Source organism: Streptomyces sp. NPDC100445, from assembly GCF_044759735.1.
Classification (GTDB): Bacteria; Actinomycetota; Actinomycetes; order Streptomycetales; family Streptomycetaceae; genus Streptomyces.
In genome coordinates, this window is sequence record NZ_JBIVZV010000010.1 from 30,974 (window position 1) to 57,063 (window position 26,090).

Below are 26,090 nucleotides of genomic sequence, written 5' to 3' on the forward strand. Positions count from 1 at the left end.
CGTTCATCGTCCTTCGTGGTGGGGTTCCTCCCGCCGGCTCTCCCACCGGCGGGAACGGGCACGGGGCCCGGACCCGTCAAGGGTACCGGGCAGGCCGATACCGGCTCCCCACCATTACCGTCCGTGCGGCTACAGTGGCACTTACGGTTCATCTCTCCCTAAAGTAGGGCAATGCGCACAGGCGAGCCCCTCCCGTCCGTCGAGGACGTCCTCGCCGCCCTCGCGACCGGGATGTGGCACTGGGACACGGCGACCGGGCTGGTCACCGTCGACGCGGAGGCGGCGCGGCTGCTCGGTCTGCCCGCGAAGCGGACCACCCTCACCGAGGCCCAGACCCGGGCCCGGCTGCACCCGGTCGACTGGAACGAGATCACCGGCGTGGTGCCGCTGGCGGCCGCCGAGGGCACCCTCGCCGAGGTCCGGATCCGGATCATGGACGAGCAGGGCGACGTCCTGCGGGTCGTCCGCAGCCGGTCCAAGCCGTCCTTCGACCCCGAGCGGCGGGCCTACGAGCTGATCGGCACCCTTCAGGAGGTGACCGAGCCGATCCCGGGCACGGCGGCGGCCCGCAGCGCGGTCACCGGCGACTGGCGGCGCTCCCGGGAGGCGTTCCTGCTGGACGCGGGCCGGGCGCTGGCCGAGGCCCGCTCCACGGAGGAGGTGCTCCGGGTGGTGGCCGGTCTGTCGATGCCCGGATTCACCCCGGACGGACTCATCCTGTTCGGCGTCGAGGGCGACCGGCTGACCATCACCGGCCAGCACGGACACCAGCCCGGCGACATGGGCCCCTTCGCGTACATGCCGCTGACCACCGACTACCCGGCGACCGAGGTGGTCCGCACCGGCCGCGCGGTCTACCTGTCCTCCCCCGAGGAGTACCGGGCGCGCTACCCGGCCACCTGGCCGCTGGCCCGGCACTTCGCCCGCCGGTCCTGGGCGTTCCTGCCGCTGACCGTGGCCGGGCGCACCATGGGCACCTGGATGGCGGGCTTCACCTATCCGGTGGCGTTCACCCCCGACGAGCGGGCCGTGCTGGCCACGGTGGCCCGGATGCTCGCCCAGGCCCTGTCCCGGGCCGGCACCGCCGAGTCCGAGCGGGAGCTGACCGACGGCCTCCAGCGCTCCATGCTGCCCTCGCTCGGCCCCGAGATCCCGGGCATGCGGGTGGCCGCCCGCTACATCCCGACCGGCGGCGGACTCCAGGTCGGCGGCGACTGGTACGACATGATCCCGTTGCCCTCGGGCCGGTTCGCGCTGGTCATCGGCGACGTGCAGGGCCACGACGTCCGGGCGGCCGGGCTCATGGGCCAACTGCGCATCGCGCTGCGCGCCTACGCCGCCGAGGGACACCGCCCGGACGCGGTCCTCACCCGCGCCTCCCGCTTCCTGCACGGCATCACCCATGACGAGGAGATGACCGACCTGCGGTTCGCGACCTGCCTGTACGGCGAGGTCGACCCGGCGACCGGCATGCTGGAGATCGCCCGCGCCGGGCACCCGCACCCGGTGATCCGGATGGCCGACGGCACCGTCATGCTGCGGCCCACGGCGGGCGGGCTGCCGCTCGGCATCGACCCGGACGCCGACTACCCGACGACCCGGTTCGCCCTCGAACCCGGCGAGACGCTGATGCTGTGCACCGACGGGCTGATCGAGACCGGCGGCCACGACATGGCCAGCGGCTGGCGCCGGCTGCGGGCGATCCTGGAGGAACACCAGGACGACCCGGAGACGCTGGCCGACGCGCTGGTGCAGGGCGTGCACGGGCCGTCCTCCCACCACACCACCGGCCCGCTGGCCGACCGCCGCGAGGACGACATCGCGCTGCTGCTGCTCTGCCGGCCCGGGCAGGACGGCGGCTGCGGCGCCGCCTCCGTCCCGGGCACGGCCGTACGGCCCAAGGTGCGGCGCACGCTGCTGTCCGTGGGCCAGGACGAGCCCGAGCGGATCGCCGAGGCCCGCCAGTACCTGCGCGACCTGCTGCACGACTGGGCTTCGGCCGAACAGGTGGACTCGGCGGTGCTGCTGGTCTCCGAGATGGTCACCAACGTGCTGGTGCACACCGACGCCGACGCGCTGCTGCTCGCCGAGCTCACGGGCGAGGGCGGCGGACGTCGGCTGCGGGTGGAGGTCTACGACACCGGTGACGACCTGCCGCACAAGCGCCGCCCCGGCGAACTGGCCTCCTCCGGCCGCGGACTGATGCTGGTCGAGCTCCTCGCGGACGCCTGGGGGGTCGACCCGCGGGGCGAGGGCAAGAGCATCTGGTTCGTCCTCTACGAGCCGCCGGACGCGCCGGCGGACGGCCCGGACCCGGCCGGGTGACGCTCCCGCAGCTCCCGTACGACCCCGAAGGCCGCCGCGGTCAGCGGAACGGCGAGCAGCATGCCCAGGACGCCCGCGACGGAGGCGCCCGCGGTGATCGCCAGCAGCACCACGGCCGGGTGCATCTGCACGGTGCGGCTCTGGATCACCGGCTGGAGCACGTGCCCCTCCAGCAGCTGCACGGCGAGCACCACCCCGAGGACCCACAGCGCGATGACGAACCCCCGGTCGGCGAGGGCGACCAGCACGGCCACCGCACCGGAGACGAACGCCCCCAGATAGGGGACGTAGGCGCCGACGAAGACGAGCGCGCCCAGCCCGACGGCGCCGGGCACCTTCAGCACCAGCAGGCCGACGGTGATGCACAGGGCGTCGATGAGGGCGATGAGGGTGGTCCCGCGCATGAACCCCTCGACCGCGGCGAAGGCGCGCCGGCCGATGGCCTCCACCGTGTCGGCGGTGCCGCCGGGTGCGAGGGACCTGGCGGCGGCGACGGCCCGGTCGGAGTCGCGCAGGAAGAAGAAGACCAGCAGCAGGGCGAGCACGGCCATGGCGACGGTCTCGCCGACGACACCGACCCCGCTGATGACGTTGGAGACGGCGCTGGAGCCGAACTTCCCCAGCAGCGTGCGCGCGTTGCCGGAGAGGTCACCGAGCCGGGCCCCGCCGGTCCCGAAGTGCCGCGCGACCCCGTGGGCGGCGTTCCGCAGCGAGGCGGCGATCTGCCCACCGGTGTCGATCAGCGCGGTGACGATGATGTACAGGGCGCCGCCGACGACCGCGACCACGGCGACGCAGGTCAGCCCGGCCGCGACCGACGGCTGCACCCCGGACCGCACCAGCCGCCGGTACAGCGGCCCGAGCAGCGCGGTCCCGAGCAGGGCGAGCAGCACCGGCGTGACGGCCGTGCGCAGCTCCCCGCACAGCCGCACCCCGACCCAGCCCACGGCGGCGGCGAGCAGCAGCACGGCGCACCAGGCGGCGAACCGCCGGACGGCCTCGGGCAACAGGAGCACACCCCCACCCGACCACAGACCCCGGCACCTGTCCTACGACGCGGGGCCGGGCGGGTGAGCCCGCGGGAACGATGACTCCGCCGGCACGGTGTCCGCCGGCCGGGACCGCCGTGCGGAGCACGACCCGACGCTCATGCCACCTCGCGCCGGGGTCCGACACGGGTCACCGTGACCGCGACCGTGACCCGCTGCGCGGCACCGAGGGCGGCGAGGTGGGAGCTGACGGCCGCCGCCACGCGGTCGTGGACGTCCCGGGCGATGTCCAGCGGCCGCCGGCCCTCGTCCAGGACGCAGCGCACCTCGATGTGCCATCCCGAACCGTCCGGCGCCGGATCGGCGCGGACACCCGCCTCGGGCGACGTGCGGGGAGGCGTGGTGTCCGTCCGGGTGGGGGTGGCGGCTGCCGCGAGGCGGTGGGCGAGGCGGGGGTGCAGTCCGGCCACGCCGGGGGTCGCGAGGGCCGCCTCGGCCGCCACGCCGGGAAGCCTGTTCGGGTGGACGGCGGTCATCACGCACCCCCGCCGGCCGGGAGACCGGGACCGGGGGGCGGCTCCGGCTCCGGCTCGAGGACGTCGAACACGGTGATGTCGACGGCCGTCACGGCGAGCCCCAGGTCCTGTCCGGCCGAGTCGAGGACCGATCGGCGTACCTGGTGGACCCGGCAGGGCAGCGGGCGGTCGAGAGCGGCGGCCAGCGTCATGGTCACCCGCACGCCGGTGCCTTCGCCCTCGGGTACGAGCCGGCAGGTCGCGGACCTGGCACCGGGGACGGTGTCAGCGGCCTGCCGCAACACCCTCGCGGCGGCGCTCTCGGCGATCCGCAGGTCGCGGTCCGGGTCGGCCAGGGGCAGCAGCCGACCGAGCCGCACCTCCGCCCTGACGATGTCCATGACATGGCCGACCAGTGCGTGCAGGCCCCGGGTGCCCTCGGCGCGCAGCCCCCGGGTGGCCGCGTTCACCGGGGCCAGTCCCTCGACGGCCTCGTGGCAATGAGGGCAGGAGACGGTGTGCGGGTCCGCGGCCGGCGGCGCGTCCCGCGCCTGCTCCCAGACCCGGCTGAGCAGGCGGCCGCAGGGCAGCACCTCGTCACCGGCGAACGGGGGCATGTCCTCGACGGCCGGGCCGGTGCGGGATCCGTCCGCCTCGGGGGCCCGGGAGAGCCGTGCGTTCGGATCGTCTAGCGCCATGGGCTCATCGCCTCCTGCAAGGATCGGCGCGCCCGGTACAGTCTGCCGCGCACCGTCTGTTCGCTGCTCCGTGTCACCTGGGCGATCTCCCGGTAGGACAGGCCCTGCACCTCGCGCAGGATCCAGCAGATCCGCTGCCCGGCGTCCAGCTCGAAGAGCGCCCGGGACAGGGCGGTGGTGGCCGCTTCCTGCTCGGCGGTCCGGGCGGGCTGGCTCCAGGCGTTCCCCGCCTCGGGCTCGGCGACGCTGTCCAAGGGCAGGGGGGGTGGCCGGTGGCGGCGCACGGTCAGACAGCGGTTGACGGTGATCCGGTACATCCAGGTGTGGAACTCCGCGTCGTGGCGGTACTCCGGCAGTCGCCGCCAGGCGCTGACGAAGGCGTCCTGAACGGCCTCCTCGGCGTCCTGGGGATTGCCGAGCAGGTGGCCGGCCAGGGCCAGGAGGGGCCGGCCGTGCCGCCGGACGAGAACGGCGAAGGAGTCCTCGTCCCCTTCGGCCGCGCGTACGGCCAGCAGCCGGTCCGGCAGGTCGCATCGCAGCCATGGAGCAACAGTGCGTTCGGTCATGACGCTCCCACGCAGGCTCGGACGGACGGGTACCCCTCGGCCAGACGTGTGATGCACATCACACATCTGGAACGTGAGGACCGTGCCGCCCCGCGTGTCCAACCTTTCGACGGACGCCGCACCGGCGTCCGGCCGACCGATCGAGGCGACCGCCATGACGGAAAACATCACCAGCGTCGGCGGGGGCGGCGGGTCCGATGCGGGCGTGAGCGCGCTCAAGGGCCGTACCGGGGCCGGGGCTCCGGCCGAGACACGGGGGAGGACCACCATCGCGGACGGTGTGGTGGCCAAGATCGCGGGCATGGCCGCCCGCGAGACACCCGGGATCCACAACCTCGGGGCGGGCATGTCCCGCACCTTCGGGGCGATGCGGGAACGCGTCCCCGGCGGAAGCGGAAGCGCAGCCGTCACACGAGGGGTGAAGGTCGAGGTCGGCGAGCGCCAGGCCGCCGTGGACCTGGACGTCGTCGTCGAGTACGGCGTCTCCATCGTCGACGTCGCCGGTGACGTACGCACCAACGTGATCGGCGCCGTGGAACGGATGACGGGACTCGAGGTCGTCGAGGTGAACATCGCCGTCGACGACGTCCACCTTCCCGACGAGAGGGAAGAAGCCGAACCGGAAGAGGGCCGCGTGAGGTGATCCACCGCCGCGCCCCGAGGGCGCGGGTCATCGCGGGAACGGTGACGTACGTTCGCGAGACGGGTGAGTGCATGATGAACGCAGCAACCACAGGCCTGGTGGGCGGCATGGCCCTGGGCTTCGCCGGCTACTTCGGCGGCTTCTGGGCCTTTCTGCTGGTTCTGGTCCTGGGGACGGCCGGCCTGATCGTCGGCCTCGCCGTGCAGGGCGACCTCGACCTCCGGACACGGAGACAGCGGTGAGGACCAGGCCCGGTTCCCCATCCGTCGGCGAGGGGTCCGGCCCGCCGGAACGGGCCGCCGGTCTGCCGCCCCCGGCCGAACGGGGCGCCACCGTCATCCCGGGCAGGGTGGTCGCCCGCGTCGCCGTCCAGGCCGCACGCACGGCCCAGTCGCGGCGCGCCGCCGTACCACCCGACCGGGGCGCGCCCATGACGCCGAGCGCCTCCGCCGCCGTCGGTGCCGGATCGGTGCGCGTGCATCTCACCATGGACCTGCCCTATCCCACCGACATCCCCGGTGTCTGCGAGCGGATCCAGCAGGACGTCGCCGAACGAGTGGCCCGGCTGACCGGTTTCCGGGTGGCGGAGGTCACCCTCACCGTGCGGCGGCTGCTGACCGCCGCCGACGCGGGCCGGGGGCGGGTCCGGTGAGAGGCCGCGCAGCCCGGGTCGCCGGGTGCGCCGTGCAGGAAGGGGCTCCGTGATGACACCCGACCCGGGTCCTCCCGGCCCCGGCTCCGACCCTTCCGCGCATCGGGCCACGGTTCCGTCGGCGAAGTCGGCGAAGGAGCCCGTTCCGCCCGAACGCGACGCGCCCGCCGAGAACCCGACCACCGGTGAGCACGGCGGAGGGCGCCGGACCCACCGGCCGTGGTCCGCGCGCCGCGTCCCGGCCGCGCTGGTCGCCTCGGCGATCCTCGTGGCGGCGGCCGCCGCGCTGGTCGACGTCATCGCCGTACGGGTGGGACGCCCGGCGGCGGCCTGGCGACGGCAGCTGGCCGACGAACTGGCCACACGCTCCGTGGACGACGTCTGGATGCTGGCGGGAGCCTCCGTGGCCGCCGCGCTCGGCGTCTGGCTGATCGTCCTGGCCCTCACCCCGGGGCTCCGCCACTGGCTTCCCCTGCGCTCCCCCGCGCCCGGCGTACGGGCCTCCCTGGACCGCGACGGCGCGGCCGAGCTGCTGCGCGACGCCGCCCTGCGGGTGCCCGGCGTCGGCAAGGCCCGCATCCGGGTGCGCCGCCATCGCGTCAGAGCCCGCGCGGACGTCCGCTTCCGCGACCTCGGGCAGGTGAAGGACGACCTCACCGCCGTCCTCGGCGAGGAACGTGACCGGCTGGCCCTCGCCCGCCCTCCCCGCATCGTCGTACGGGTGCGGCGACGCACCGACTGACCGAGAACCCGCAGACCGGGAGCCCGCACCATGACGCCGCGACACGTACTCAACCGCAGTCTGCTGGCCCTCGCCGGACTGGTCCTGCTCGGCGGCGGACTGCTCGTGCTCTTCGCCGGACTCGACCTCTACCGGCGGCACGATCTGCGCCCGCCCGGCGGCTGGCCCCTGACCACCGCGGGCGACGTCCTGCTCGGCTCGGCCGACCGAGCCCGCTGGAGCAGCCAGGGCTGGTGGTGGTGGCCCGCGGTCATCGCCGCACTCGCCCTCGTCGCCCTGCTCGCCCTGTGGTGGCTGCTGATCCAGCTGCGCAGACGCCACCCCGGAGCACTGTCCGTCGGCGGCTCACCCCCGCGGGAAGGCGTCGAACTGCGCGACCGCGCGCTGAGCGACGCGATCGCGACCGAGACCGGCGCCCTGCCGGAGTCCGAGCACGCGGCCGTACGCGTCACCGGCCGGTCCACCCACCCCCGAGCCCACGTCCGGCTCACCCTCACCCCGCAGGCCGCACCCGGTGCCGCTCTCGGTGCCCTCTGCGAAGGTCCGCTCCGCACCGCCCGTCGGTCCACCGGCCTGCCCGGCATGCCCACCGAGGTCCGCCTACAGGTCGCGTCCCGCAAACCGCACCGCGCGGAATGAGGAGACCGGACGTTCCTCGTGTCCGCGTTCCCTCGACGAACGAACGCACCGCCGGTCACCGCGCAGGGCCGGGCCACCGTAGCGCGGCCACCATCACCGCGGGTCGATGACCTGGCCCGTCAACACGGGGGGGTGACCCCGCCGAGGAGAGCCCTACAGCCCGCCCTCCGTCATGCCGTGCACCGCCGGGACGGTGCCCAGACGGCCCTTCTGGAAGTCCTCGAAGGCCTGCTGGAGCTCCTCACGGGTGTTCATGACGAACGGGCCGTAGTGCGCCATGGGTTCACGGATCGGCCGGCCACCGAGGAGGACGACCTCGAGGTCGGGGGTGTGGGAGTCCTGCCGCTCGTCCGCGCGGACGGTCAGCGAGGACCCGGCGCCGAAGACGGCCGTCTGGCCCATGTGGACCGGGCGGCGCTCCGCACCGACGGTGCCGCGACCCGCGAGGACGTAGGCCAGGCCGTTGAACTCCTCCTGCCAGGGCAGGCTGATCTCCGCGCCCGGCGCGAGGGTCGCGTGGACCATCGTGATCGGGGTGTGGGTGATGCCGGGACCGGCGTGCCCGTCCAGCTCACCGGCGATGACCCGCAGCAGCGCGCCGCCGTCGTGGGAGGTGAGCAGCTGGACGGAACCGCCCCGGATGTCCTGGTAGCGCGGGGCCATCATCTTGTCCCGGGCGGGGAGGTTCACCCACAGCTGGAGGCCGTGGAAGAGACCGCCGGACACGACGAGGGACTCCGGCGGCGCCTCGATGTGCAGCAGGCCCGAGCCCGCCGTCATCCACTGGGTGTCGCCGTTGGTGATGGTGCCGCCGCCGCCCTGGCTGTCCTGGTGGTCGAAGATCCCGTCGATGATGTACGTGACCGTCTCGAAGCCGCGGTGCGGGTGCCAGGGGGTGCCCTTCGGCTCGCCCGGCGCGTACTCCACCTCACCCATCTGGTCCATCATGATGAACGGGTCGAGATGGCGGTAGTTGATCCCCGCGAACGCCCTGCGCACCGGGAAGCCCTCGCCCTCGAAACCGCTCGGCGCGGTCGTGACGGCGAGCACGGGACGTGCCACAGCGTCGGCGGGAGTGGTCACACGGGGCAGCGTCAACGGGTTCTCGACAGTCACTGCAGGCATGGGTACCTCCTTGGTACGCCCACTTTAGTTGACTATTGAACTTCTCGCTGCCCGCAACAAGGAAGACCCGGAGGACATTCCCTCCGGGTCTTCCTGTCACCCGATCAGCCGCCGTACATCCGGCGCATCGCGAAGTCCACCATCTGCTCGACGGCCTTGGCGTCGAAGACCATCCGGTGCTCGCCCTCCATGTCCAGGACGAAGCCGTAACCGGTGGGCAGCAGGTCGATCACCTCGGCGCCGGTGATGACGAAGTACTTCGACTCCTTGCCCGCGTACCGGCGCAGCTCCTTGAGGGAGGTGAACATCGGGATCACCGGCTGCTGGGTGTTGTGCAGGGCCAGGAAGCCGGGGGTGTCGCCGCGCGGGCAGTACACCTTCGAGGTGGCGAAGACCTGCTGGAAGTCCTCGGCGGCGAGCTGGCCCGTGGTGAAGGCGCGCACCGCGTCCGCGAGCGAGGGCGGGGACGGCTCCGGGTAGAGCGGCGGCTGCTGGCCGTACCCGCCCGCACCGCCCGGCATCTGCTGCTGCGGCGGGGCGTACTGCTGCTGGGCAGTGCCCCCGTCCATCGGCTGGCCGTATCCGTACATGCGCGCAAGCGTACCGAGCGGCGGGGCCGGGGAGGGCGCCGTCCGGGGCGGGGCGGCGCCGCGGGGCCCGCGCGGGGCGCATACCGGGCGGTCGCCCGTCTTCGGCCGGCTCCCGGGCCGGCGGACGGCCCTGTTCAGGACCGGCGCGGGGTAGACCCTTCTCACACTTGGGCGGACAGGGGTTGCTTCTTATTACCGACGGGTAGCATCATCGTAGCTACTTGTTGGTACGTGAACTAGGTGCGAGGAGTCAGTGCCTCGCCGATCTCTCTACGGAGCCAGTCGCCATGGGGCACTACAAGTCGAATCTCCGCGACATCGAGTTCAACCTCTTCGAGGTACTGGGGCGCGACAAGGTGTACGGCACCGGCCCGTTCGAGGAGATGGACGTCGAGACCGCCAAGAGCGTCCTGGAGGAGCTGACCCGCCTCTCCGAGAACGAGCTGGCCGAGTCCTTCACCGACGCGGACCGCAACCCGCCCGTCTTCGACCCGGAGACCAACACCGCGCCCGTACCCGCGTCGTTCAGGAAGAGCTACCAGGCCTTCATGGACTCCGAGTACTGGCGGCTCGGCCTGCCCGAGGAGATCGGCGGCACCACCTCGCCCCGCTCCCTCATCTGGGCCTACGCCGAGCTGATCCTGGGCGCCAACCCGGCCGTGTGGATGTACTCCTCGGGCCCCGCGTTCGCCGGCATCCTCTTCGAGGAGGGCAACGAGGTCCAGAAGCACATCGCCAAGATCGCCGTGGAGAAGCAGTGGGGCTCCACCATGGTGCTCACCGAGCCCGACGCGGGCTCCGACGTGGGCGCCGGCCGCACCAGGGCGGTCCAGCAGGAGGACGGCTCCTGGCACATCGAGGGCGTGAAGCGCTTCATCACCTCCGGTGAGCACGACATGTCGGAGAACATCCTCCACTACGTCCTCGCCCGCCCCGAGGGCGCCGGCCCCGGCACCAAGGGCCTGTCCCTCTTCCTCGTCCCGAAGTACCTCTTCGACTTCGAGACCGGCGAACTCGGCGAGCGCAACGGCGCCTACGCCACCAACGTCGAGCACAAGATGGGCCTGAAGGCCTCCAACACGTGCGAGATGACCTTCGGCGACAAGCACCCCGCCAAGGGCTGGCTGATCGGCGACAAGCACGACGGCATCCGCCAGATGTTCCGCATCATCGAGTTCGCCCGCATGATGGTCGGCACGAAGGCGATCTCCACGCTCTCCACCGGCTACCTCAACGCGCTGGAGTACGCCAAGGAGCGCGTGCAGGGCCCGGACCTGGCCAACTTCATGGACAAGACCGCGCCCAAGGTCACCATCACCCACCACCCCGACGTGCGCCGCTCGCTGATGACGCAGAAGGCGTACGCGGAGGGCATGCGCGCCCTCGTGCTCCACACCGCCTCGGTGCAGGACGCGATCCAGGTCAAGGAGGCGAACGGCGAGGACGCCACCGCCGAGCACGCCCTGAACGACCTGCTGCTGCCCATCGTCAAGGGTTACGGCTCCGAGAAGGGCTACGAGCAGCTCGCCCAGTCGCTCCAGACCTTCGGCGGCTCCGGCTTCCTCCAGGAGTACCCGATCGAGCAGTACATCCGGGACTCCAAGATCGACACCCTGTACGAGGGCACCACCGCGATCCAGGGCCAGGACTTCTTCTTCCGGAAGATCGTCCGCAACCAGGGCACCGCGCTGAACTCGCTCGCCGAGGACATCAAGAAGTTCCTCGCGCTCGGCACCGGCGGCGAGGACTTGGCCGGCGCCCGCGAGCACCTGGCCAAGGCCGCGGTGGAGCTGGAGGCGATCGTCGGCCTGATGCTGACCGACCTCGCCGCCACCGAGCAGGACACCAAGAACATCTACAAGGTGGGCCTGAACACCACCCGCCTGCTGATGGCCTCCGGTGACGTCGTCGTCGGTTACCTGCTGCTGAGGGGCGCCGCCATCGCCGCCGAGAAGCTGGCCACGGCCTCGGCGAAGGACAAGGCGTTCTACACCGGCAAGATCGCCGCGGCGAAGTTCTTCGCGGCGAACGTCCTGCCGGGCGTCACGCTGGCCCGCAAGGTCGCCGCCGGCGTCGAGCTGGACCTGATGGAGCTGGACGAGGCCGCCTTCTAGGCCGCCGGGGCACCGGACCGGGCCGCCCACGGCGCAAACCGGAAACCGGCGTCCGTTTCCGTCGATTGCCCGCACGGGCCCGCTCTCCCCCCGGGAGCGGGCCCGTGCACGTCGTTAAGGTGAACCCATGAGCGCAGCAGCCCGCTTCGACCGCGGCCACACCGACGACCTGATGACCTTCCTGGCGGCGAGCCCCACGCCGTACCACGCCGTCGCGAACACCGCCGAGCGGCTGGAGAAGGCAGGCTTCCGGCAGGTCGCGGAGACGGACGCCTGGGACGGCACGCACGGCGGCCGGTACGTGCTGCGCGGCGGCGCGATCGTGGCCTGGTACGTCCCCGAGGGCGCCGAGCCGCACACCCCGTTCCACATCATCGGCGCGCACACCGACTCCCCCAGCCTGCGCGTCAAGCCCCGCCCCGACAGCGGGGCGCACGGCTGGCGCCAGGTCGCCGTGGAGATCTACGGCGGCCCGCTGCTGAACTCCTGGCTCGACCGCGACCTGGGCCTGGCCGGCCGGCTCACCCTGCGCGACGGCTCCTCGGTCCTCGTCGACGTGGACCGGCCGCTGCTGCGGGTGCCGCAGCTCGCCATCCACCTGGACCGCTCGGTCTCCGCCGAGGGGCTCAAGCTGGACAAGCAGCGCCACCTCCAGCCGGTGTGGGGCCTCGGCGGCGAGGTCCGCGACGGCGACCTGATCGCCTTCCTGGAGCAGGAGGCCGGGCTCGCGGCGGGCTCGGTGGCCGGCTGGGACCTGATGGCGCACCCGGTGGAACCGCCCGCCTACCTCGGCCGGGACCGGGAGCTGGTCGCCGGCCCGCGCATGGACAACCTGCTGTCCGTGCACGCCGGCGTGGCCGCGCTGACCGCCGTCACCGCCGCGGACACCCCGCCCGCCCACATCCCCGTGCTGGCCGCCTTCGACCACGAGGAGAACGGCTCCCAGTCGGACACCGGCGCCGACGGCCCGCTGCTCGGATCGGTGCTGGAACGCTCGGTGTTCGCCCGCGGCGGTACGTACGAGGACCGGGCCCGCGCCTTCGCCGGCACGGTCTGTCTGTCCTCCGACACGGGCCACGCCGTGCACCCCAACTACGCCGAGCGGCACGACCCGACGCACCACCCGCGGGTCAACGGCGGCCCCATCCTCAAGGTCAACGTGAACAACCGCTACGCCACGGACGGTTCGGGCCGCGCGGTGTTCGCCGCGGCCTGCGAGAGGGCGGACGTGCCCTTCCAGAGCTTCGTCTCCAACAACTCCATGCCGTGCGGCACCACCATCGGCCCCATCACCGCCGCCCGGCACGGCATCCGCACCGTCGACATCGGCGTCGCGATCCTCTCCATGCACAGCGTGCGCGAACTGTGCGGCGCCGACGACCCGTTCCTCCTCGCCAACGCCCTCACCGCCTTCCTGGAGAGCTGACCCCGCGGCCCCGGCCGGCTCCCGTACACCCCTCGGACGTACGGGAGTTCGCCGGCGCGGCCTAGTCGGGCCCACGCCGGGTACCCGCACGGCACCGGAGATTCCGGAACCGGAAGGGGAGGCGAGGTCCCATGGGTCTCGGCGGATGCATCATCCTCATCGCCATAGGCGCCATCCTGACGTTCGCGACCGACTGGCACATGCACGGCGTCAACGTCACCGTGGTCGGGCTGATCCTGATGGCCGTGGGTCTGATCGGGGTGGCGACGTTCAGCGGCATCGCCCGGCGCCGTCGCGTCGTGGTGCCGACGGCACCGGTGGTGGAGGAGGAGCCCCACCACCACCGCGTCGACGGCTACTCCGACGGCTACGGCGTCTGACGCACCGCCTCCTGCTCGTCCGGGTCCGTCAGGACGAGCGGCAGGCGGTCCGTACCTCCGACCGCGGGCCGGACCGGGACGTCCCGGTCCCGCCGGTGGAGATGGCAGGCGGGATGCGCGGCGGCTCCGGGCCCGGTGTCGTCGCAGCAGGCCGCCATCGCCCTCACGTGCAGGACACCCTCCGGCACGGCCGGGTCCAGTTCGAGCTCCCGGAAGAGGTCCGTGCCGGCACCCGCGCCCTTGAGCAGCAGCTCGGGCGGGGTGGCGGAGACGAGCAACCGGGTGGCGGGCCCGTGACCCGTCTCGAGCCTCCGGCCCGCGGGGATCGGGAGGACCACGTCCAGGCGGAGACGGCCGGGGGCCACCTCCGTCGCGGTTCCCCGGGCGCGCCGGGCGGTCGGATCCCCCCGCGGGACCTCCTCCGGCAGCGGCACCCGGGTCAGCCGGTGCCGCGCCGACTCCACGACCACGAGGTCCGGTCCGGCGACGACCACGTCGGCCGGCTCCCGCAGACCGGTGGCGAGCGTGGTGACCTCGCCGGTGGCCGGGTCGTAGCGGCGCAGGGCGTCGTTGTACGTGTCGGCGACGGCGACCGAGCCGTCCGGCAGGACGGCGACCCCCAGCGGGTGCTGGAGAAGCGCCCGCTCGCCGGGGCCGTCCCGGTGACCGAAGTCGAACAGTCCCGACCCGACGGCCGTACGCACCCGCCCGGCGTGGTCCACCCAGCGCAGGGCGCTCGTCTCGGCGTCGGCGACCCACAGCCGCTCCGCGGTGGCGGCGAGCCCGGACGGCTGGGCGAACCAGGCCTCGGCGGCGGGTCCGTCCACCAGGCCCTCGTCGCGGGTGCCCGCCGCCACGGCGACCGTGCCGGCGACCGGGTCGTACGTCCACAGCTGGTGGACGCCCGCCATGGCGATCCACACCCGGCCGGCGAACACCGCCACGTCCCACGGTGAGGACAGGTCCACCTCCCGGGCCGCCCCCGAGGTCGCCGCCCCCCGCCACCACTGCCTGCCGGTGCCCGCCAGGGTGGTCACCTCGCCCGTGGCCGGGTCCAGGCGGCGCAGGGCGTGGTTGACGGTGTCGGCGACCACCACCGTGCCGTCGTCCAGCAGCGCCAACCCCTGCGGCTCGTCGAACGACGCCTCCCGCGGACCGCCGTCGGCGAACCCGCGCGCACCGGAACCGATCCGGCGCACGACGCTCCCGGCGTCCTCGGCCAGCTCCACCAGTTGGTGCCGGGCGGTGTCGCTGACCAGGAAGGTGCCCGACGGCAGCACCAGCGCCTTGCCGGGGAAGCGCAGCGCGGTCCGCTCCGGCTCCGGCGCCACGTAGGGGCGGTCACCGCGGCGCAGGGTGCCCTTCGCCCCGTGCTCGGCCACCAGCTCCTCCACCAGCCGGCCGATGGCGGGGGCGTGCCCCTCCCCCGAGTACTGGGCGACGACGTACCCCTCGGGGTCGACGACGGCCAGCGTCGGCCAGGCCCGCACCGCGTACTGCTGCCAGGTCGTCAGCTCCGGGTCGTCCAGCACCGGGTGCGTCACGCCGTACCGCTCGACCGCGTCGACGACCGCCCGGTGCTCGCCCTCGTGCGGGAACTTCGGCGAGTGCACCCCGACCACCACGAGCGTGTCCCGGTGCCGGTCCTCCAGGTCCCGCAGCTCGTCCAGGACGTGCAGGCAGTTGACGCAGCAGGAGGTCCAGAAGTCGACGACCACGACCCGGCCGCGGAGGTCGGCGAGTCTCAGGTCCTTGCCGCCGGTGTTGATCCAGCCGCCCCCGCCGGTCAGCTCGGGGGCGCGGACGCGGACGCGTCGGGGTGCGGAAGCGGTCATGGCCCCCAGGGTGTCACCCGACGCCGACGACCGGTCCGGGCCTGTGGACGACTCCGGGCCGTCCGGCCGTCAACCCTGGTGGACCACGTCACGGCCGGGTCCGCCGGAGAGCGTGTCCCGGCCGGGACCGCCGTACAGCCGGTCGTTCCCGCTGTTGCCGTAGAGCCTGTCGCTCCCGGCGCCGCCGTACAGGGCGTCGGCGCCCCTGCCGCCGTACAGGGTGTCGGCGCCGGCCCCGCCGTGGACGGTGTCGTCCCCGTCGTCGCCGGAGAGGTCCTGGCTGCCGGCCCCGCCGCGCAGCACGTCGTCTCCCTTGCCGCCCCTCGCGATGACCAGGTCGCCGTCGGCGTGGACCGTGTCGTCGCCGTCCCCGCCGAAGGCCAGCCCCGCCTCGCCGACCGTGAGGGTGTCGTCGCCCGCGTCGCCCGAGACGTCGTTGCCGTCGAGGCGCCCGCTGTCGGTGAGCCTGTCGTCGCCGGGGCCCAGGGAGATCCGGGCGAAGCGATACACCTGGCCGGTCCTGTTCGCGTAGGTGACGGTGTCGTCGCGGTCGCCCAGGTCCATGGTGAGGGCGGCGTAGGGGTCCTGGCTCTCCTCGGCGGTGACGGCGCAGGAGACCTTGGTGCGATCGGCGGCGTCCGGGTACGCGCAGCCGTTGCCCGCGCCGATCGGGACGACGTCGTCGATCACATAGGTGATGCCGTCGCCGGTGCGGGACGCGGTCACGGCCGCCTTGTTGGTCTGGCCGGGCGCGGCGGTGTAGGCGAGCTGCCAGCCGTACCGGTTGACCTCGGCGGTGGCCGTGGCGACGGCCGCGGTGGCGCTGCCGGCCAGGGCGCACGGCACGGCGAGGACGGCCGTGCCGAGGGCCAGGGCGAGGGCGCGCGCGGGACGGTGGCGGGCGGGTCGAACGGACATGGCGGACCTCCGGGAGGAACGGGTCCGGCGTTGTCGCCGGCTTCCGTCCGGTCCGACCCGCGGGCCCGTCCGCCGGTTGGCCTCCCGTCACGGAAAAGCGGGAAGTTCACCGGGGCGTCGCCCGGTGTACCGGCGGATTCCGGCGCCCGGTCGGACGAGGCCCGGGTCCGCTGGGGCCCGCCCGGCGGCATCGGCCCGTGAGGCGCCGTCAGGTGAGCGCGTGGCCCGTGGTCGCGTCCACGTGGCCGGGCACGTCCTCGTGCCGGTCGCCGACGGTGAGGGTGCCGGTGGGCTCGAACACCAGGATCTCGGTCGGCACGGGCGCGTACGGCTTGTGTTCGGTGCCGCGCGGGACGGTGAACACCGAGCCCCGGGGCAGGACCACGGTGCGCTCACCGGCGGGTTCGCGCAGACCGATGTGCAGTTCGCCGGTGAGGACCAGGAAGAACTCGTCGGTGTGGTCGTGGACGTGCCAGACGTGCTCGCCCTCCACCTTCGCCACGCGCACGTCGTAGTCGTTGACGGTCGTGACGATGCGGGGGCTCCAGCGCGCGGTGAAGGAGGCGAGGGCCGTTTCCAGGGAGATCGGTCGCATGCGCTCATCGTGCGGGTGACGGGGCCGTCCCACGAGTGCTAGGAATCGCACATGCCGCAACGATCCTCGCATGCACCGCACAGAGTCGTCGTGATCGTCGACGAGGGCACGAACCCCTTCGAGGTCGGCGTCGCCACCGAGCTGTTCGGGCTGCCCCGGCCGGAGCTGGGCCGGCGGCAGCCGCTCTACGAGGTGACCCTGTGCGCGCCCACGCGCGAGGTACGGATGAACCACGGCTTCTTCACCATGAGCGGCCTGCCGGGACCGGAGGCGGTGGACGGGGCGGACACCCTGGTGGTCCCCGGCCGCCCGGACAATGTCGTACCGCGCGGCCCCGACGTCCTGGCCGCGATCCGGCGCGCGCACGCGCGTGGCGCCCGTGTCGTCGGCTTCTGCACCGGGACCTTCGCGCTCGCCGAGGCGGGCCTGCTGGACGGCCGCCGCGCCACCACGCACTGGATGTGGGCGGACGCCTTCCGGGAACTGCATCCGGCGGTGCTGCTGGAACCCGACGTGCTCTTCGTGGACGACGGTGACGTCCTCACCGCCGCGGGCAGCGCCGCCGCGCTCGACCTCGGCCTGCACATCTGGCGAAGCGATCACGGTGCGGAGACGGCCAACGCCGTCTCCCGCCGCCTCGTCTTCGCCGCGCACCGGGACGGTGGGCAGCGGCAGTTCGTGGAGCGGCCGGTGCCGGAGGTGCCCGACGCGTCGCTCGGTCCGCTGCTGGCCTGGGCCCAGGAACGGCTGGGTGAATCGCTGACCGTCGCGGCTCTCGCCGCCCGCGCGGCCGTCTCCCCGGCCACCCTGCACCGGCGCTTCCGCGACCAGTTGGGGACGACCCCGCTGGCCTGGCTCACCGGGGAGCGCGTGGCGCTGGCCTGCCGGCTGATCGAACGGGGCGAGGAGCGGCTGGACGTCGTGGCGGCACGCAGCGGCCTGGGTACGGCGGCCAACCTGCGGGCACGACTGCGGCGGGAGACGGGGCTGAGCCCCTCGGCGTACCGGAGACGGTTCGGCGGGGGGCCGGCCGGAGGGGCGGTGGAGGGAACCGTGGAGGGGTCGGCCGTCGGGTGACCCGGAGCGGACCGGCGGGTACGGCGCTGTGACGATCGGCCGAGGCCGGGGAAGCATGACCTGTATGAGATTCCTCGTGCGCGACCGGATCCTCGGCATCGGTGACGACTGGTGGATCGAGGACGAGCAGGGCCGGAAGGTGTTCCTCGTCGACGGCAAGGCGATGCGCCTGCGGGACACCTTCGAGCTGAAGGACGCCCAGGGACGCATCCTGATCGACATCCACCAGAAGATGTTCGCCCTGCGCGACACGATGGTGATCGAACGGGACGGCGAGGCCCTGGCCAGGATCAGGCGCAAGCGGCTGTCCCTGCTGCGCAACCACTACCGGGTCTCCCTGGTGGACGGCACCGAACTCGACGTCAGCGGCAAGATCCTGGACCGCGAGTTCGCCGTCGAGTACGACGGCGAACTCCTCGCGGTGATCTCCCGCCGCTGGCTGACCGTGCGCGACACCTACGGCGTCGACGTCGTACGGGACGACGCCGACCCGGCGCTGTTGATCGCGGTGGCGGTGTGCGTCATCCACCTCTCGGAGAAGGAGGGGGAGGAGGACTGAATCGGCGGCGGGGCCAGACCTGGCGCGGGGGTGCCTGAAGACCGAGGACGCGGTCCTTCAGCGCCGGGAACTGCTCGCGGGTGGTGGACACCTTCGCCGGGTCGAGGTCGACGGTGAGGACCTCCTCGTCCGGTCCCGCCTCGGCGAGCACCTCGCCCCAGGGATCGACCACGATCGAGTGTCCCGCCTGCGGAACCCCGGCGTGGGTCCCGGCCGTTGCGCAGGCGAGCACGAACGCCTGGTTCTCCACCGCCCGTGCCCGGGCCAGCAGCGTCCAGTGCCCGCGCCGCCGCTCGGGCCAGCCCGCCGAGACCACCAGCGTCTCGGCGCCGGCGTCGACCAGTGCGCGGAAGAGTTCGGGGAAACGGAGGTCGTAGCAGGTCGCCACGCCGATCGTGGTCCCGGGCAGCCGGACCGTCACCAGCTCCCGGCCCGCGCCCATCAGTACGGCCTCGCCCTTGTCGAAGCCGAAGCGGTGGATCTTGCGGTAGGACGCGGCCAGTTCGCCGGAGGGGGAGAAGACGAGGGAGGTGTTGTACAGGGTGCCGTCCCCCGCGCCGGGACCGCCGCCGGACACGTCCCGTTCGGGGATGGACCCGGCGTGCAGCCACACGCCCGCGTCCCGCGCCGCCTCGGCCATCGCCCGGTACGTCGGCCCCTGGAGCGGCTCGGCCTCGCGACCGAAGTCGTCGTAGGCGAAGGCGCCGGTGGTCCACAGTTCCGGCAGGACGACGAGGTCCGCACCGGCCTGCTCCCGCACCAGCGCGGCGGCCCGCAGGCGGCGGGCGTCGACCGATTCGTCCTCGTCCACGGCGATCTGGATCAACGAGGCGCGCACACTACCACCGTCCTGGCCGTTCGAGTCGTCCACACAGGCCTACGATCGTCACACGAAAGCACTGCCGAGGTGTCTCCGCGCAGCGTAACTTAGCGTCAAGACACCCGCCGAAGCGAAAGCCGCCCGCTGGCAACGCCGCCGCAAACCGCCCGTGTACCGACCGCCGAGGGGTCCCGTTCCCGTGAGTCTGCATCCCACCCTCCAGCCCTACGCCGACGCCTGGACGCACTCCATCGAAGCGATATCCGAGATGGTGCAGTCGCTCGTCGAGGGCGAGTGGAACCGGCGGACCCCCTGCCCCGGCTGGTCGGTCCGGGACATCGTGTCGCACGTCATCGGCCTCGACTGCGAGCTGCTCGGCGACCCGCGCCCCATCCACGCCCTGCCGCGCGACCTCTTCCACGTCGCCACCGAGCACCAGCGCTACATGGAGATGCAGGTCGACGTCCGCCGTCATCACACGGCACCGGAGATGACGTCCGAGCTGGAGTACACCGTCATCCGCCGCAACCGCCAGCTGCGCAACGAGTCCCGCGACCCCGGCACCAAGGTGCGCGGCCCGCTGGGCACCGAGGTCACCCTGGAACATGCCTACCGCGTTCGCGCGTTCGACGTGTGGGTGCACGAGCAGGACCTGCGTACGGCCCTGGGCCGCCCCGGCAACCTGGACTCGCCGGGCGCGTACGTCACCCGGGACGTCCTGCTGGACGCGCTGCCCAAGGTGGTCGCCAAGGACGCGGCGGCGCCGCGCAGCTCGGCGATCGTGTTCGACGTGCACGGCCCGGTCGAGTTCCTGCGCACCGTCCGCGTGGACATCCAGGGCCGCGGCACCGTGGAGACGGTCCCGGCCCTGGGCCCCGCCGCCACGCTCACCCTGGACTGGGAGACCTACGTCCGCCTGGCCTGCGGCCGGGTGTCCCCCCAGGCGGTGGCGGACCGGGTCAAGACCGAGGGCGACCAGGACCTGGCGGCAGCCATCCTCGCCAACTTCACGGTCACCCCGTAACCGCCTCCACCAGGGGCCCCTTGACGAGCAGCCACCCGCGACCGCGATAGGCCCCCGACGGAAAACCGCCCCCACCAGGCGCCCCGGCCTCCCGGCCGACCGGAAGCGGGTGGTGCGCGGGTGGGCCGACCACCGCCTCACGCCGCAGGCACGTGCACCGTCTCCACCCGGCTGGCCACCAACCGCTCCCGCTCCCGCCGCACCGCCCGCCCCCGCAACCGCAGGATCTGACCGACCCCCAGCGCCTGGAGCACGAACACCGCGGAGAAGGCCACGGTGTAGTCGTCCCCGGTGGCGTCCAGCAGCACACCGATCGCGAACAGGGTCGTCATGGAGGCGATGAACCCGCCCATGTTGGTGATGCCGGACGCGGTGCCCTGCCGCTCGGGCGGGTTGGCGGGCCGGGCGAAGTCGAAGCCGAGCATCGACGCCGGCCCGCACGCGCCGAGCACCGCGCACAGCACCACGAGCAGCCACATCGGCGCGTGCGCGCCGGGGTAGGCGAGCGTGCCCGCCCACAGCAGCGCCGTCGCGCCCACCGTGCCGAGCGCGAGCGGCAGCCGGGCCGCGTGGTGCCGGGCGACGACCTGGCCGTAGACCAGGCCGATCACCATGTTCGACAGGACGACGAGGGTGAGCAGTTCGCCGGCCGTGGCCCGGCTGAGCCCCTGCGCCTGCACCAGGAACGGCAGCCCCCACAGGAGCAGGAACACCATCGCCGGGAACTGGGTGGTGAAGTGCACCCACATCCCGAGCCGGGTGCCCGGCTCCCGCCAGGCCGCGGCGATCTGGCTCCGGACGTACACCGATCCCCGCTGCGGTGACGGTTCCGGTTCGTGCCCCTCGGGGTGGTCCTTCAGGAACAGCAGGGTAAGGACGAGGACGACCACACCGGCGAGGGCACTGCCCGCGAACGCCCGGGTCCAGCCGATGCCGTGCAGCAGCCGGGCGAGCACGAGGGTGGAGACCAGGTTGCCCGCCATGCCGACGAGCCCCGCGAGCTGGGCGACCAGGGGGCCTCGCCGCGCCGGGAACCAGCGGGTGCCGAGCCGCAGCACGCTGATGAAGGTCATCGCGTCGCCGCAGCCGAGCAGGGCCCGGGAGGCGAGCGCGGTGCCGTACGAGGGGGAGAAGGCGAAGCCGAGCTGCCCGGCGGTGAACAGCACCGCGCCGATGCTCAGCACCTTCCGGGTGCCGAGCCGGTCGACCAGCAGGCCGACGGGTATCTGCATGCCCGCGTAGACCAGCAGCTGGAGGATGGAGAACGTGGACAGGGCGGAGGCGTTCACGTGGAAGCGGTCGGCCGCGTCGAGTCCGGCGACGCCCAGCGACGTACGGAAGATGACGGCCACGAAGTACACGGCCACGCCTATGGACCACACGGCGACGGCGCCGCGGCCGCCCGGCGGATCACCCGGAAGGGTGGCGCTGCGCGCGGGAGCGCTCATCGCACCTCACCCCGCGCCAGGTGCGAGAACCAGCCCACGTGCCGGTGGACGACCGCGACGGCGGCCTCCGCGTCCCCGGCACGCAGCGCGTCGAGGATCTCCTCGTGCTCGGCGAGGGTCTTGGCGATCCGGTCGGGGTGCGAGTGCATGACGGCGACGCCCATCCGCAGCTGGCGGTCGCGTAGCTGGTCGTAGAGGCGGGAGAGGATCTCGTTGCCGCCGCTGCGCACGATCTCGGCGTGGAAGCACCGGTCGGTGACCGCGGCGGCGGCCAGGTCGCCGGCGGCGGCCTGCGCCTTCTGCCGGGCCAGCAGTTCCGTCAGCCGCTCCAGCAGACCCGGCGGGGCGGGTACGGCCTTGCGGGCCGCGTGCTCCTCGACCAGCAGCCGGGTCTCCACCACATCGGTGATCTCCTGCGCGGAGACGGGCAGCACGAGGGCGCCCTTCTTGGGGTAGAGGCGGATCAGGCCCTCGGCCTCCAGCCGCAGCAGTGCCTCCCGGACGGGGGTGCGGGAGACCCCCACGGCCTCGGCCAGCTCGCCCTCGGTGAGGAGGGTGCCGCCCTCGTAGTGGCGGTCGAGCACACCCTGCTTGACGTGGGCGTACACGCGGTCGGCAGCGGGGGGCGGCTTCAGTGACTGGGGCGCGGACTGCTCGACGGCCGTGTTCATGCCGACAGCATAGATACAACACGTACGCAAGCAGGAGAGCCGTCCATCATGCGGACGCGAGGAACGCCGTTCGCAGCGACCGCACAACCTTCTGTGCTACTTACGTGTCACACATGTGCGGCCCGCTCCGTTGTCACCACAACTCGGCCGCACACCAAGGGCATTCAAGACATTCGGGGTATTCATTTTGATTACCGGCATTCAGGGCATCCGCCTCCGCAGAGCCGCCGTCGTCGTCGTCAGCTCCGGGGCGCTGCTCGCCACCGGTGCCCTCACCGCGGCGCCCGCGCAGGCCGTCACGACGCCCTCGATCGTGGCGAAGGGCGGGTACGTGATGAACAACACCACCGGCTCGTCGCTCTACACCAAGGCAGCCGACACCCAGCGGTCCACCGGCTCCACCACCAAGATCATGACCGCCAAGGTCGTGCTCGCGCAGTCGAACCTCAACCTCGACTCCAAGATCACGATCAAGAAGATCTACAGCGACTACGTCGTCAAGAACAACGCCTCGCAGGCGCACCTGATCGTCGGCGACAAGGTCACCGTCCGCCAGCTGCTGTACGGCCTGATGCTGCCGTCCGGCTGCGACGCCGCCTACGCGCTCGCGGACAAGTACGGTTCCGGCTCCACCGTCGACGCGCGGGTGAAGTCGTTCATCGGCAAGATGAACACCGCCGCCAAGAACCTGGGCCTGAAGAACACCCACTTCGACTCCTTCGACGGCATCGGCAACGGCAAGAACTACTCGACGCCGCGCGACCTGACGAAGATCGCCAGCAGCGCGATGAAGAGCTCCACCTTCCGCACGATCGTCAAGACCAAGTCGTACATCGCCAAGACGGTCACCAAGACCGGCAGCATCCGCACGATGAACGCCTGGAAGAACACCAACGGGCTGCTGAGCAGCTACAGCGGCACCATCGGCGTGAAGACCGGCTCCGGCCCGGAGGCCAAGTACTGCCTGGTCTTCGCCGCCACCCGGAACGGCAGGACGATCATCGGCACCGTCCTCGCCTCCACGTCCATCACCCAGCGTGAGACGGACGCGAAGAAGCTCCTCACCTACGGCTTCGCCAAGCTCGGCTGACGCCGGCGGAACAGCGAAGGGCCCGTCGCGGGAACGCGGCGGGCCCTTCGCCGTACCCGGCCAGCGATATGGCTGCTTTTCACTCGCAATCGTGAACATCCCGCTTTCCGCTGGCATATTCCATTTCATCCGCTCTACGTTCCGCAGCGGAGGTGGTTCACATGAACGAACCCAGGAAGCAGTCCGGGTCCGACTCGGCGGCACGGCGCGAGGCGATCGACGTCAGCGACTTCGTGTACGCCGCGACGGGCGCCCGCGTACGCCGGCTGACCATGCCGGACGGGAGCCACTGGTTCCCGGCGGTGGACGTGTGCAAGGAGCTGGGGCACACCAACTCGCGGCAGGCACTCGCGGACCATGTCCCGGAGAGTCACCGAGAGATTCTCGAGACCGTAACTGGAGCTTACGGTCTCAGCATTCCCGCAGGCAGGGAGTGGCGCCGAGACCTGAACATCATCTCTCTCCAAGGTCTCATCCTGCTCGTCCAGGCCTGCACCAAGCCCGCCTGCGCCCCCTTCAAGCAGTGGGTCGCGGAGGTCGTCGAGACCGTGCAGCGGGAGGGGTCCTTCACGCTGCGGAAGGCCGAGGTGCAGCCGGCCGGGCCGGGGGCGCCCGTCGCGTACGCCATGCCCGAGCAGATCGCGGAGGCCATCGTCCGGCTGGAGGCGCACAACCTCCAGCTGGACGAGGGACTCGCGACCGGGCAGCGCGAGTCGATCACCCTCCAGAAGGAGACGCTCGACGTCCAGAAGGAGACGCTGACCGTCCAGCGGGAGGCACTGGACGTCCAGCGGGAGACGCTCGCGACGCAGAAGGCCACCGTCGCCGTGCTCCAGGCCATGGTCCGGGCGATGGAACGCATCGCCGACCGGCTCGACGCCCTCGTCCTGGCGCGTCCCGCCCCCGACAGCCCTCCCGCCGCGCCGGCCACCACGGAGTCCGTCCTGGCCGACTGGCGCCGGCGGCTGTCGGTGACGGAGGACGTGTGGACGGTGGCCGTGGTGATCGCCCCGATCCTGGTGGAGAAGGGCGAGCTGCGGGAGCCGCTGGAGTCCCTCGCGGCCCGTACGGGGCTCACGGTGCGCCACGTCAACGCGTGCCTGCGGCTGCTGCGCACGCACGCCTGCATCCGCTCACGGGGCGGCGGCGAGGGCGGCGCTCCGGTGTACGTGCTGAACCAGGCATGAAGAACGGGGGACGGTCGCAAACCGAAGTTGCGGCCGTCCCCCGTCGGCGTGGACCTTACCCGCCGGAGGCCCTCACGCCCAAGTGATCAGCCGCTTGGGCTGCTCCAGGACGGCCGCGACATCGGCCAGCACCTTGGAGCCCAGCTCCCCGTCCACCAGGCGGTGGTCGAAGCTCAGCGCCAGTGTGGTGACCTGGCGGGGCTTGACCTTGCCCTTGTGGACCCACGGCTGGAGCTTGATCGCGCCGACCGCGAGGATGGCCGACTCGCCCGGGTTGAGGATCGGCGTGCCGGTGTCGACGCCGAACACGCCGACGTTGGTGATGGTCACCGTGCCGCCCTGCATGGCGGCGGGCGAGGTCTTGCCCTCGCGGGCCGTCGCCACCAGCTCGCCCAGCGCCTCGGCCAGTTCCGGGAGCGTCTTGTCGTGCGCGTCCTTGATGTTCGGGACGATCAGCCCGCGGGGGGTGGCCGCGGCGATGCCCAGGTTGACGTAGTGCTTGCGCACGATCTCCTGGGCGGCCTCGTCCCAGGACGCGTTGACGTCGGGATTGCGTTTGATCGCGACGAGCAGGGCCTTGGCGATCAGCAGCAGCGGGTTGACCCGCAGCCCCTGCATCTCCTTGTCCTGCTTCAGCTCCTCGACCAGCTTCATCGTGCGCGTCACGTCCACCGTCACGAACTCGGTGACGTGCGGCGCGGTGAACGCCGAGCCCACCATCGCCTGCGCGGTGACCTTGCGGACACCCTTGACCGGCACCCGGGTCTCGCGCGCGGTGTCGTACGACGCCACGGGCGCCGCCGCGGGAGCGGTGGCGGCCGGTGCCGCCGGGGCCGCGGGCTCGGCGGTGCGCGGGGCGGCCGCCGCGTGGACGTCCTCCCGCGTGATGACGCCGTCCGCGCCGGACGGGGTGACGGTGGCGAGGTCGACGCCCAGGTCCTTGGCGAGCTTGCGGACCGGGGGCTTGGCCAGCGGACGGGTGCGGTCCGCGACCGCGCCGTGGCCGTTCAGCTCCGACTGGACCGCCTGGGCGGCCCGGGCCGCCGCCGGGACGGTGACCTCGGGGCCCTTGCGGGGGCGGCGCTTGGTGGAGGAGGCGGCCACGCCGTAGCCGACGAGAACCGGCTGGCGGCCCTCCGGCTTCGGCTCCTCCGCCGGCTGGGCGGGCGCCTCGGCCGGGGCCTCGGGCGCGGCGGCGCCCGCCACGGCCACCGCGATGATGGACGTGCCCACGTCCACCGTGGTGCCCTCGGGGAAGTGCAGGGCGCGGACCACCCCGTCGTAGGGGATGGGCAGCTCCACCGCGGCCTTGGCGGTCTCGACCTCGCAGACCACCTGGCCGTCGGTGACCGTGTCACCCGGCTGCACGTACCACTTGAGGATCTCGGCCTCGGTGAGTCCCTCGCCCACGTCGGGCATCTTGAACTCGCGTACGGACGCTTCCGTCATCGTCGTCACGACC

At 72.6% G+C, this 26,090-nt stretch carries 27 protein-coding genes; 14 read left to right on the forward strand and 13 right to left on the reverse strand.

What is annotated here, in order from left to right; all coding sequences use genetic code 11:
- Window positions 1-171: 171 nt before the first annotated feature.
- Window positions 172-2,325: a SpoIIE family protein phosphatase gene (locus ACIQVT_RS22985; RefSeq protein WP_403756912.1), complete on the forward strand. Its 2,154-nt coding sequence runs from the start codon at window positions 172-174 to the stop codon at window positions 2,323-2,325.
- Here the strand turns inward: ACIQVT_RS22985 and ACIQVT_RS22990 are convergent.
- The 4 genes from ACIQVT_RS22990 to ACIQVT_RS23005 form a co-directional block, all read right to left on the reverse strand.
- Window positions 2,277-3,341, reverse strand: a complete 1,065-nt coding sequence (locus ACIQVT_RS22990; protein ID WP_403756916.1) for an AI-2E family transporter — start codon at window positions 3,339-3,341, stop codon at window positions 2,277-2,279. The two genes, ACIQVT_RS22985 and ACIQVT_RS22990, sit on opposite strands and share 49 nt — an antisense overlap.
- A gap of 131 nt (window positions 3,342-3,472) precedes the next feature.
- Window positions 3,473-3,850, reverse strand: a complete 378-nt coding sequence (locus ACIQVT_RS22995) for a hypothetical protein (protein ID WP_403756923.1) — start codon at window positions 3,848-3,850, stop codon at window positions 3,473-3,475.
- Entirely contained in the window at window positions 3,850-4,527 is a 678-nt protein-coding gene (locus tag ACIQVT_RS23000) for a hypothetical protein (RefSeq protein WP_403756926.1), read from the reverse strand. Before ACIQVT_RS23000 ends, ACIQVT_RS22995 begins: the two co-directional genes overlap by 1 nt.
- A complete protein-coding gene (locus ACIQVT_RS23005) occupies window positions 4,518-5,093 on the reverse strand; it encodes an RNA polymerase sigma factor (RefSeq protein WP_403756932.1) in 576 nt (191 codons plus the stop codon). Before ACIQVT_RS23005 ends, ACIQVT_RS23000 begins: the two co-directional genes overlap by 10 nt.
- A gap of 154 nt (window positions 5,094-5,247) precedes the next feature.
- Between ACIQVT_RS23005 and ACIQVT_RS23010 the strand changes: the two genes are divergently transcribed.
- The 5 genes from ACIQVT_RS23010 to ACIQVT_RS23030 all read left to right on the forward strand — a co-directional run bounded on the left by ACIQVT_RS23010 (window position 5,248) and on the right by ACIQVT_RS23030 (window position 7,769).
- The gene (locus ACIQVT_RS23010) at window positions 5,248-5,736 is read left to right on the forward strand and encodes an Asp23/Gls24 family envelope stress response protein (RefSeq protein ID WP_403756939.1); all 489 of its coding nucleotides are present in this window, start codon (window positions 5,248-5,250) and stop codon (window positions 5,734-5,736) included.
- Window positions 5,737-5,807: 71 nt separating this feature from the next.
- The gene (locus tag ACIQVT_RS23015) at window positions 5,808-5,978 is read left to right on the forward strand and encodes a hypothetical protein (protein WP_403757764.1); all 171 of its coding nucleotides are present in this window, start codon (window positions 5,808-5,810) and stop codon (window positions 5,976-5,978) included.
- Complete coding sequence (locus ACIQVT_RS23020; protein ID WP_403756943.1) at window positions 5,975-6,388, forward strand: Asp23/Gls24 family envelope stress response protein; 414 nt, start codon at window positions 5,975-5,977, stop codon at window positions 6,386-6,388. The genes ACIQVT_RS23015 and ACIQVT_RS23020 overlap by 4 nt, the downstream gene beginning before the upstream one ends.
- 52 nt (window positions 6,389-6,440) lie before the next feature.
- Window positions 6,441-7,130: a DUF6286 domain-containing protein gene (locus tag ACIQVT_RS23025; protein ID WP_403756946.1), complete on the forward strand. Its 690-nt coding sequence runs from the start codon at window positions 6,441-6,443 to the stop codon at window positions 7,128-7,130.
- Between the two features lie 30 nt (window positions 7,131-7,160).
- Entirely contained in the window at window positions 7,161-7,769 is a 609-nt protein-coding gene (locus ACIQVT_RS23030; RefSeq protein ID WP_403756949.1) for an alkaline shock response membrane anchor protein AmaP, read from the forward strand.
- Between the two features lie 153 nt (window positions 7,770-7,922).
- Here ACIQVT_RS23030 and ACIQVT_RS23035 read toward each other — a convergent pair whose 3' ends face one another.
- Complete coding sequence (locus ACIQVT_RS23035) at window positions 7,923-8,894, reverse strand: pirin family protein (protein WP_403756952.1); 972 nt, start codon at window positions 8,892-8,894, stop codon at window positions 7,923-7,925.
- Between the two features lie 104 nt (window positions 8,895-8,998).
- Window positions 8,999-9,484, reverse strand: coding sequence for an SseB family protein (locus ACIQVT_RS23040; protein ID WP_403756955.1), 486 nt, complete (start codon window positions 9,482-9,484; stop codon window positions 8,999-9,001).
- 287 nt (window positions 9,485-9,771) lie between these two features.
- Here ACIQVT_RS23040 and ACIQVT_RS23045 point away from each other — a divergent pair, with 287 nt between their 5' ends.
- The 3 genes from ACIQVT_RS23045 (at window position 9,772) to ACIQVT_RS23055 (ending at window position 13,404) form a co-directional block, all read left to right on the forward strand.
- On the forward strand, window positions 9,772-11,598 hold the full coding sequence (locus ACIQVT_RS23045; protein ID WP_403756958.1) for an acyl-CoA dehydrogenase: 1,827 nt from the start codon (window positions 9,772-9,774) through the stop codon (window positions 11,596-11,598).
- Window positions 11,599-11,725: 127 nt separating this feature from the next.
- Complete coding sequence (locus ACIQVT_RS23050; RefSeq protein ID WP_403756961.1) at window positions 11,726-13,024, forward strand: M18 family aminopeptidase; 1,299 nt, start codon at window positions 11,726-11,728, stop codon at window positions 13,022-13,024.
- 131 nt (window positions 13,025-13,155) lie between these two features.
- Window positions 13,156-13,404 carry a hypothetical protein gene (locus ACIQVT_RS23055; RefSeq protein WP_403756965.1) on the forward strand — a complete coding sequence of 83 codons (249 nt, stop codon included), beginning with the start codon at window positions 13,156-13,158 and terminating at the stop codon, window positions 13,402-13,404.
- On the opposite strand, the gene ACIQVT_RS23060 is transcribed toward ACIQVT_RS23055, so the two are convergent.
- The 3 genes from ACIQVT_RS23060 to ACIQVT_RS23070 form a co-directional block, all read right to left on the reverse strand.
- A complete protein-coding gene (locus ACIQVT_RS23060; RefSeq protein ID WP_403756968.1) occupies window positions 13,392-15,239 on the reverse strand; it encodes an NHL domain-containing thioredoxin family protein in 1,848 nt (615 codons plus the stop codon). The two genes, ACIQVT_RS23055 and ACIQVT_RS23060, sit on opposite strands and share 13 nt — an antisense overlap.
- Before the next feature lie 69 nt (window positions 15,240-15,308).
- A complete protein-coding gene (locus ACIQVT_RS23065; RefSeq protein WP_403756972.1) occupies window positions 15,309-16,157 on the reverse strand; it encodes a calcium-binding protein in 849 nt (282 codons plus the stop codon).
- A gap of 208 nt (window positions 16,158-16,365) precedes the next feature.
- Window positions 16,366-16,752 (reverse strand): cupin domain-containing protein, encoded by a 387-nt coding sequence (locus ACIQVT_RS23070; protein WP_403756976.1) that lies wholly within the window; start codon window positions 16,750-16,752, stop codon window positions 16,366-16,368.
- A gap of 51 nt (window positions 16,753-16,803) precedes the next feature.
- On the opposite strand from ACIQVT_RS23070, the gene ACIQVT_RS23075 reads away from it, so the two are divergent.
- Together ACIQVT_RS23075 and ACIQVT_RS23080 are read left to right on the forward strand one after the other, a co-directional pair.
- Window positions 16,804-17,829, forward strand: coding sequence for a GlxA family transcriptional regulator (locus ACIQVT_RS23075; RefSeq protein WP_403756980.1), 1,026 nt, complete (start codon window positions 16,804-16,806; stop codon window positions 17,827-17,829).
- A 64-nt stretch (window positions 17,830-17,893) separates the two neighbouring features.
- Window positions 17,894-18,388 carry an LURP-one-related/scramblase family protein gene (locus tag ACIQVT_RS23080; protein ID WP_403756984.1) on the forward strand — a complete coding sequence of 165 codons (495 nt, stop codon included), beginning with the start codon at window positions 17,894-17,896 and terminating at the stop codon, window positions 18,386-18,388.
- Here ACIQVT_RS23080 and ACIQVT_RS23085 read toward each other — a convergent pair.
- Complete coding sequence (locus tag ACIQVT_RS23085) at window positions 18,351-19,226, reverse strand: carbon-nitrogen family hydrolase (protein WP_403757715.1); 876 nt, start codon at window positions 19,224-19,226, stop codon at window positions 18,351-18,353. The two genes, ACIQVT_RS23080 and ACIQVT_RS23085, sit on opposite strands and share 38 nt — an antisense overlap.
- A gap of 181 nt (window positions 19,227-19,407) precedes the next feature.
- On the opposite strand from ACIQVT_RS23085, the gene ACIQVT_RS23090 reads away from it, so the two are divergent.
- Entirely contained in the window at window positions 19,408-20,232 is an 825-nt protein-coding gene (locus ACIQVT_RS23090; RefSeq protein ID WP_403756987.1) for a maleylpyruvate isomerase family mycothiol-dependent enzyme, read from the forward strand.
- A 137-nt stretch (window positions 20,233-20,369) separates the two neighbouring features.
- Here ACIQVT_RS23090 and ACIQVT_RS23095 read toward each other — a convergent pair whose 3' ends face one another.
- Together ACIQVT_RS23095 and ACIQVT_RS23100 are read right to left on the reverse strand one after the other, a co-directional pair.
- Window positions 20,370-21,680: a nitrate/nitrite transporter gene (locus tag ACIQVT_RS23095; RefSeq protein WP_403756990.1), complete on the reverse strand. Its 1,311-nt coding sequence runs from the start codon at window positions 21,678-21,680 to the stop codon at window positions 20,370-20,372.
- A complete protein-coding gene (locus ACIQVT_RS23100; RefSeq protein ID WP_403756993.1) occupies window positions 21,677-22,351 on the reverse strand; it encodes a GntR family transcriptional regulator in 675 nt (224 codons plus the stop codon). The genes ACIQVT_RS23095 and ACIQVT_RS23100 overlap by 4 nt, the downstream gene beginning before the upstream one ends.
- 187 nt (window positions 22,352-22,538) lie before the next feature.
- On the opposite strand from ACIQVT_RS23100, the gene ACIQVT_RS23105 reads away from it, so the two are divergent.
- Window positions 22,539-23,441: a D-alanyl-D-alanine carboxypeptidase family protein gene (locus tag ACIQVT_RS23105; protein WP_403756996.1), complete on the forward strand. Its 903-nt coding sequence runs from the start codon at window positions 22,539-22,541 to the stop codon at window positions 23,439-23,441.
- 161 nt (window positions 23,442-23,602) lie between these two features.
- Entirely contained in the window at window positions 23,603-24,628 is a 1,026-nt protein-coding gene (locus tag ACIQVT_RS23110) for a Bro-N domain-containing protein (RefSeq protein WP_403756998.1), read from the forward strand.
- A 72-nt stretch (window positions 24,629-24,700) separates the two neighbouring features.
- On the opposite strand, the gene ACIQVT_RS23115 is transcribed toward ACIQVT_RS23110, so the two are convergent.
- Window positions 24,701-26,086: a dihydrolipoamide acetyltransferase family protein gene (locus tag ACIQVT_RS23115; protein WP_403757001.1), complete on the reverse strand. Its 1,386-nt coding sequence runs from the start codon at window positions 26,084-26,086 to the stop codon at window positions 24,701-24,703.
- Window positions 26,087-26,090 lie beyond the last annotated feature (4 nt).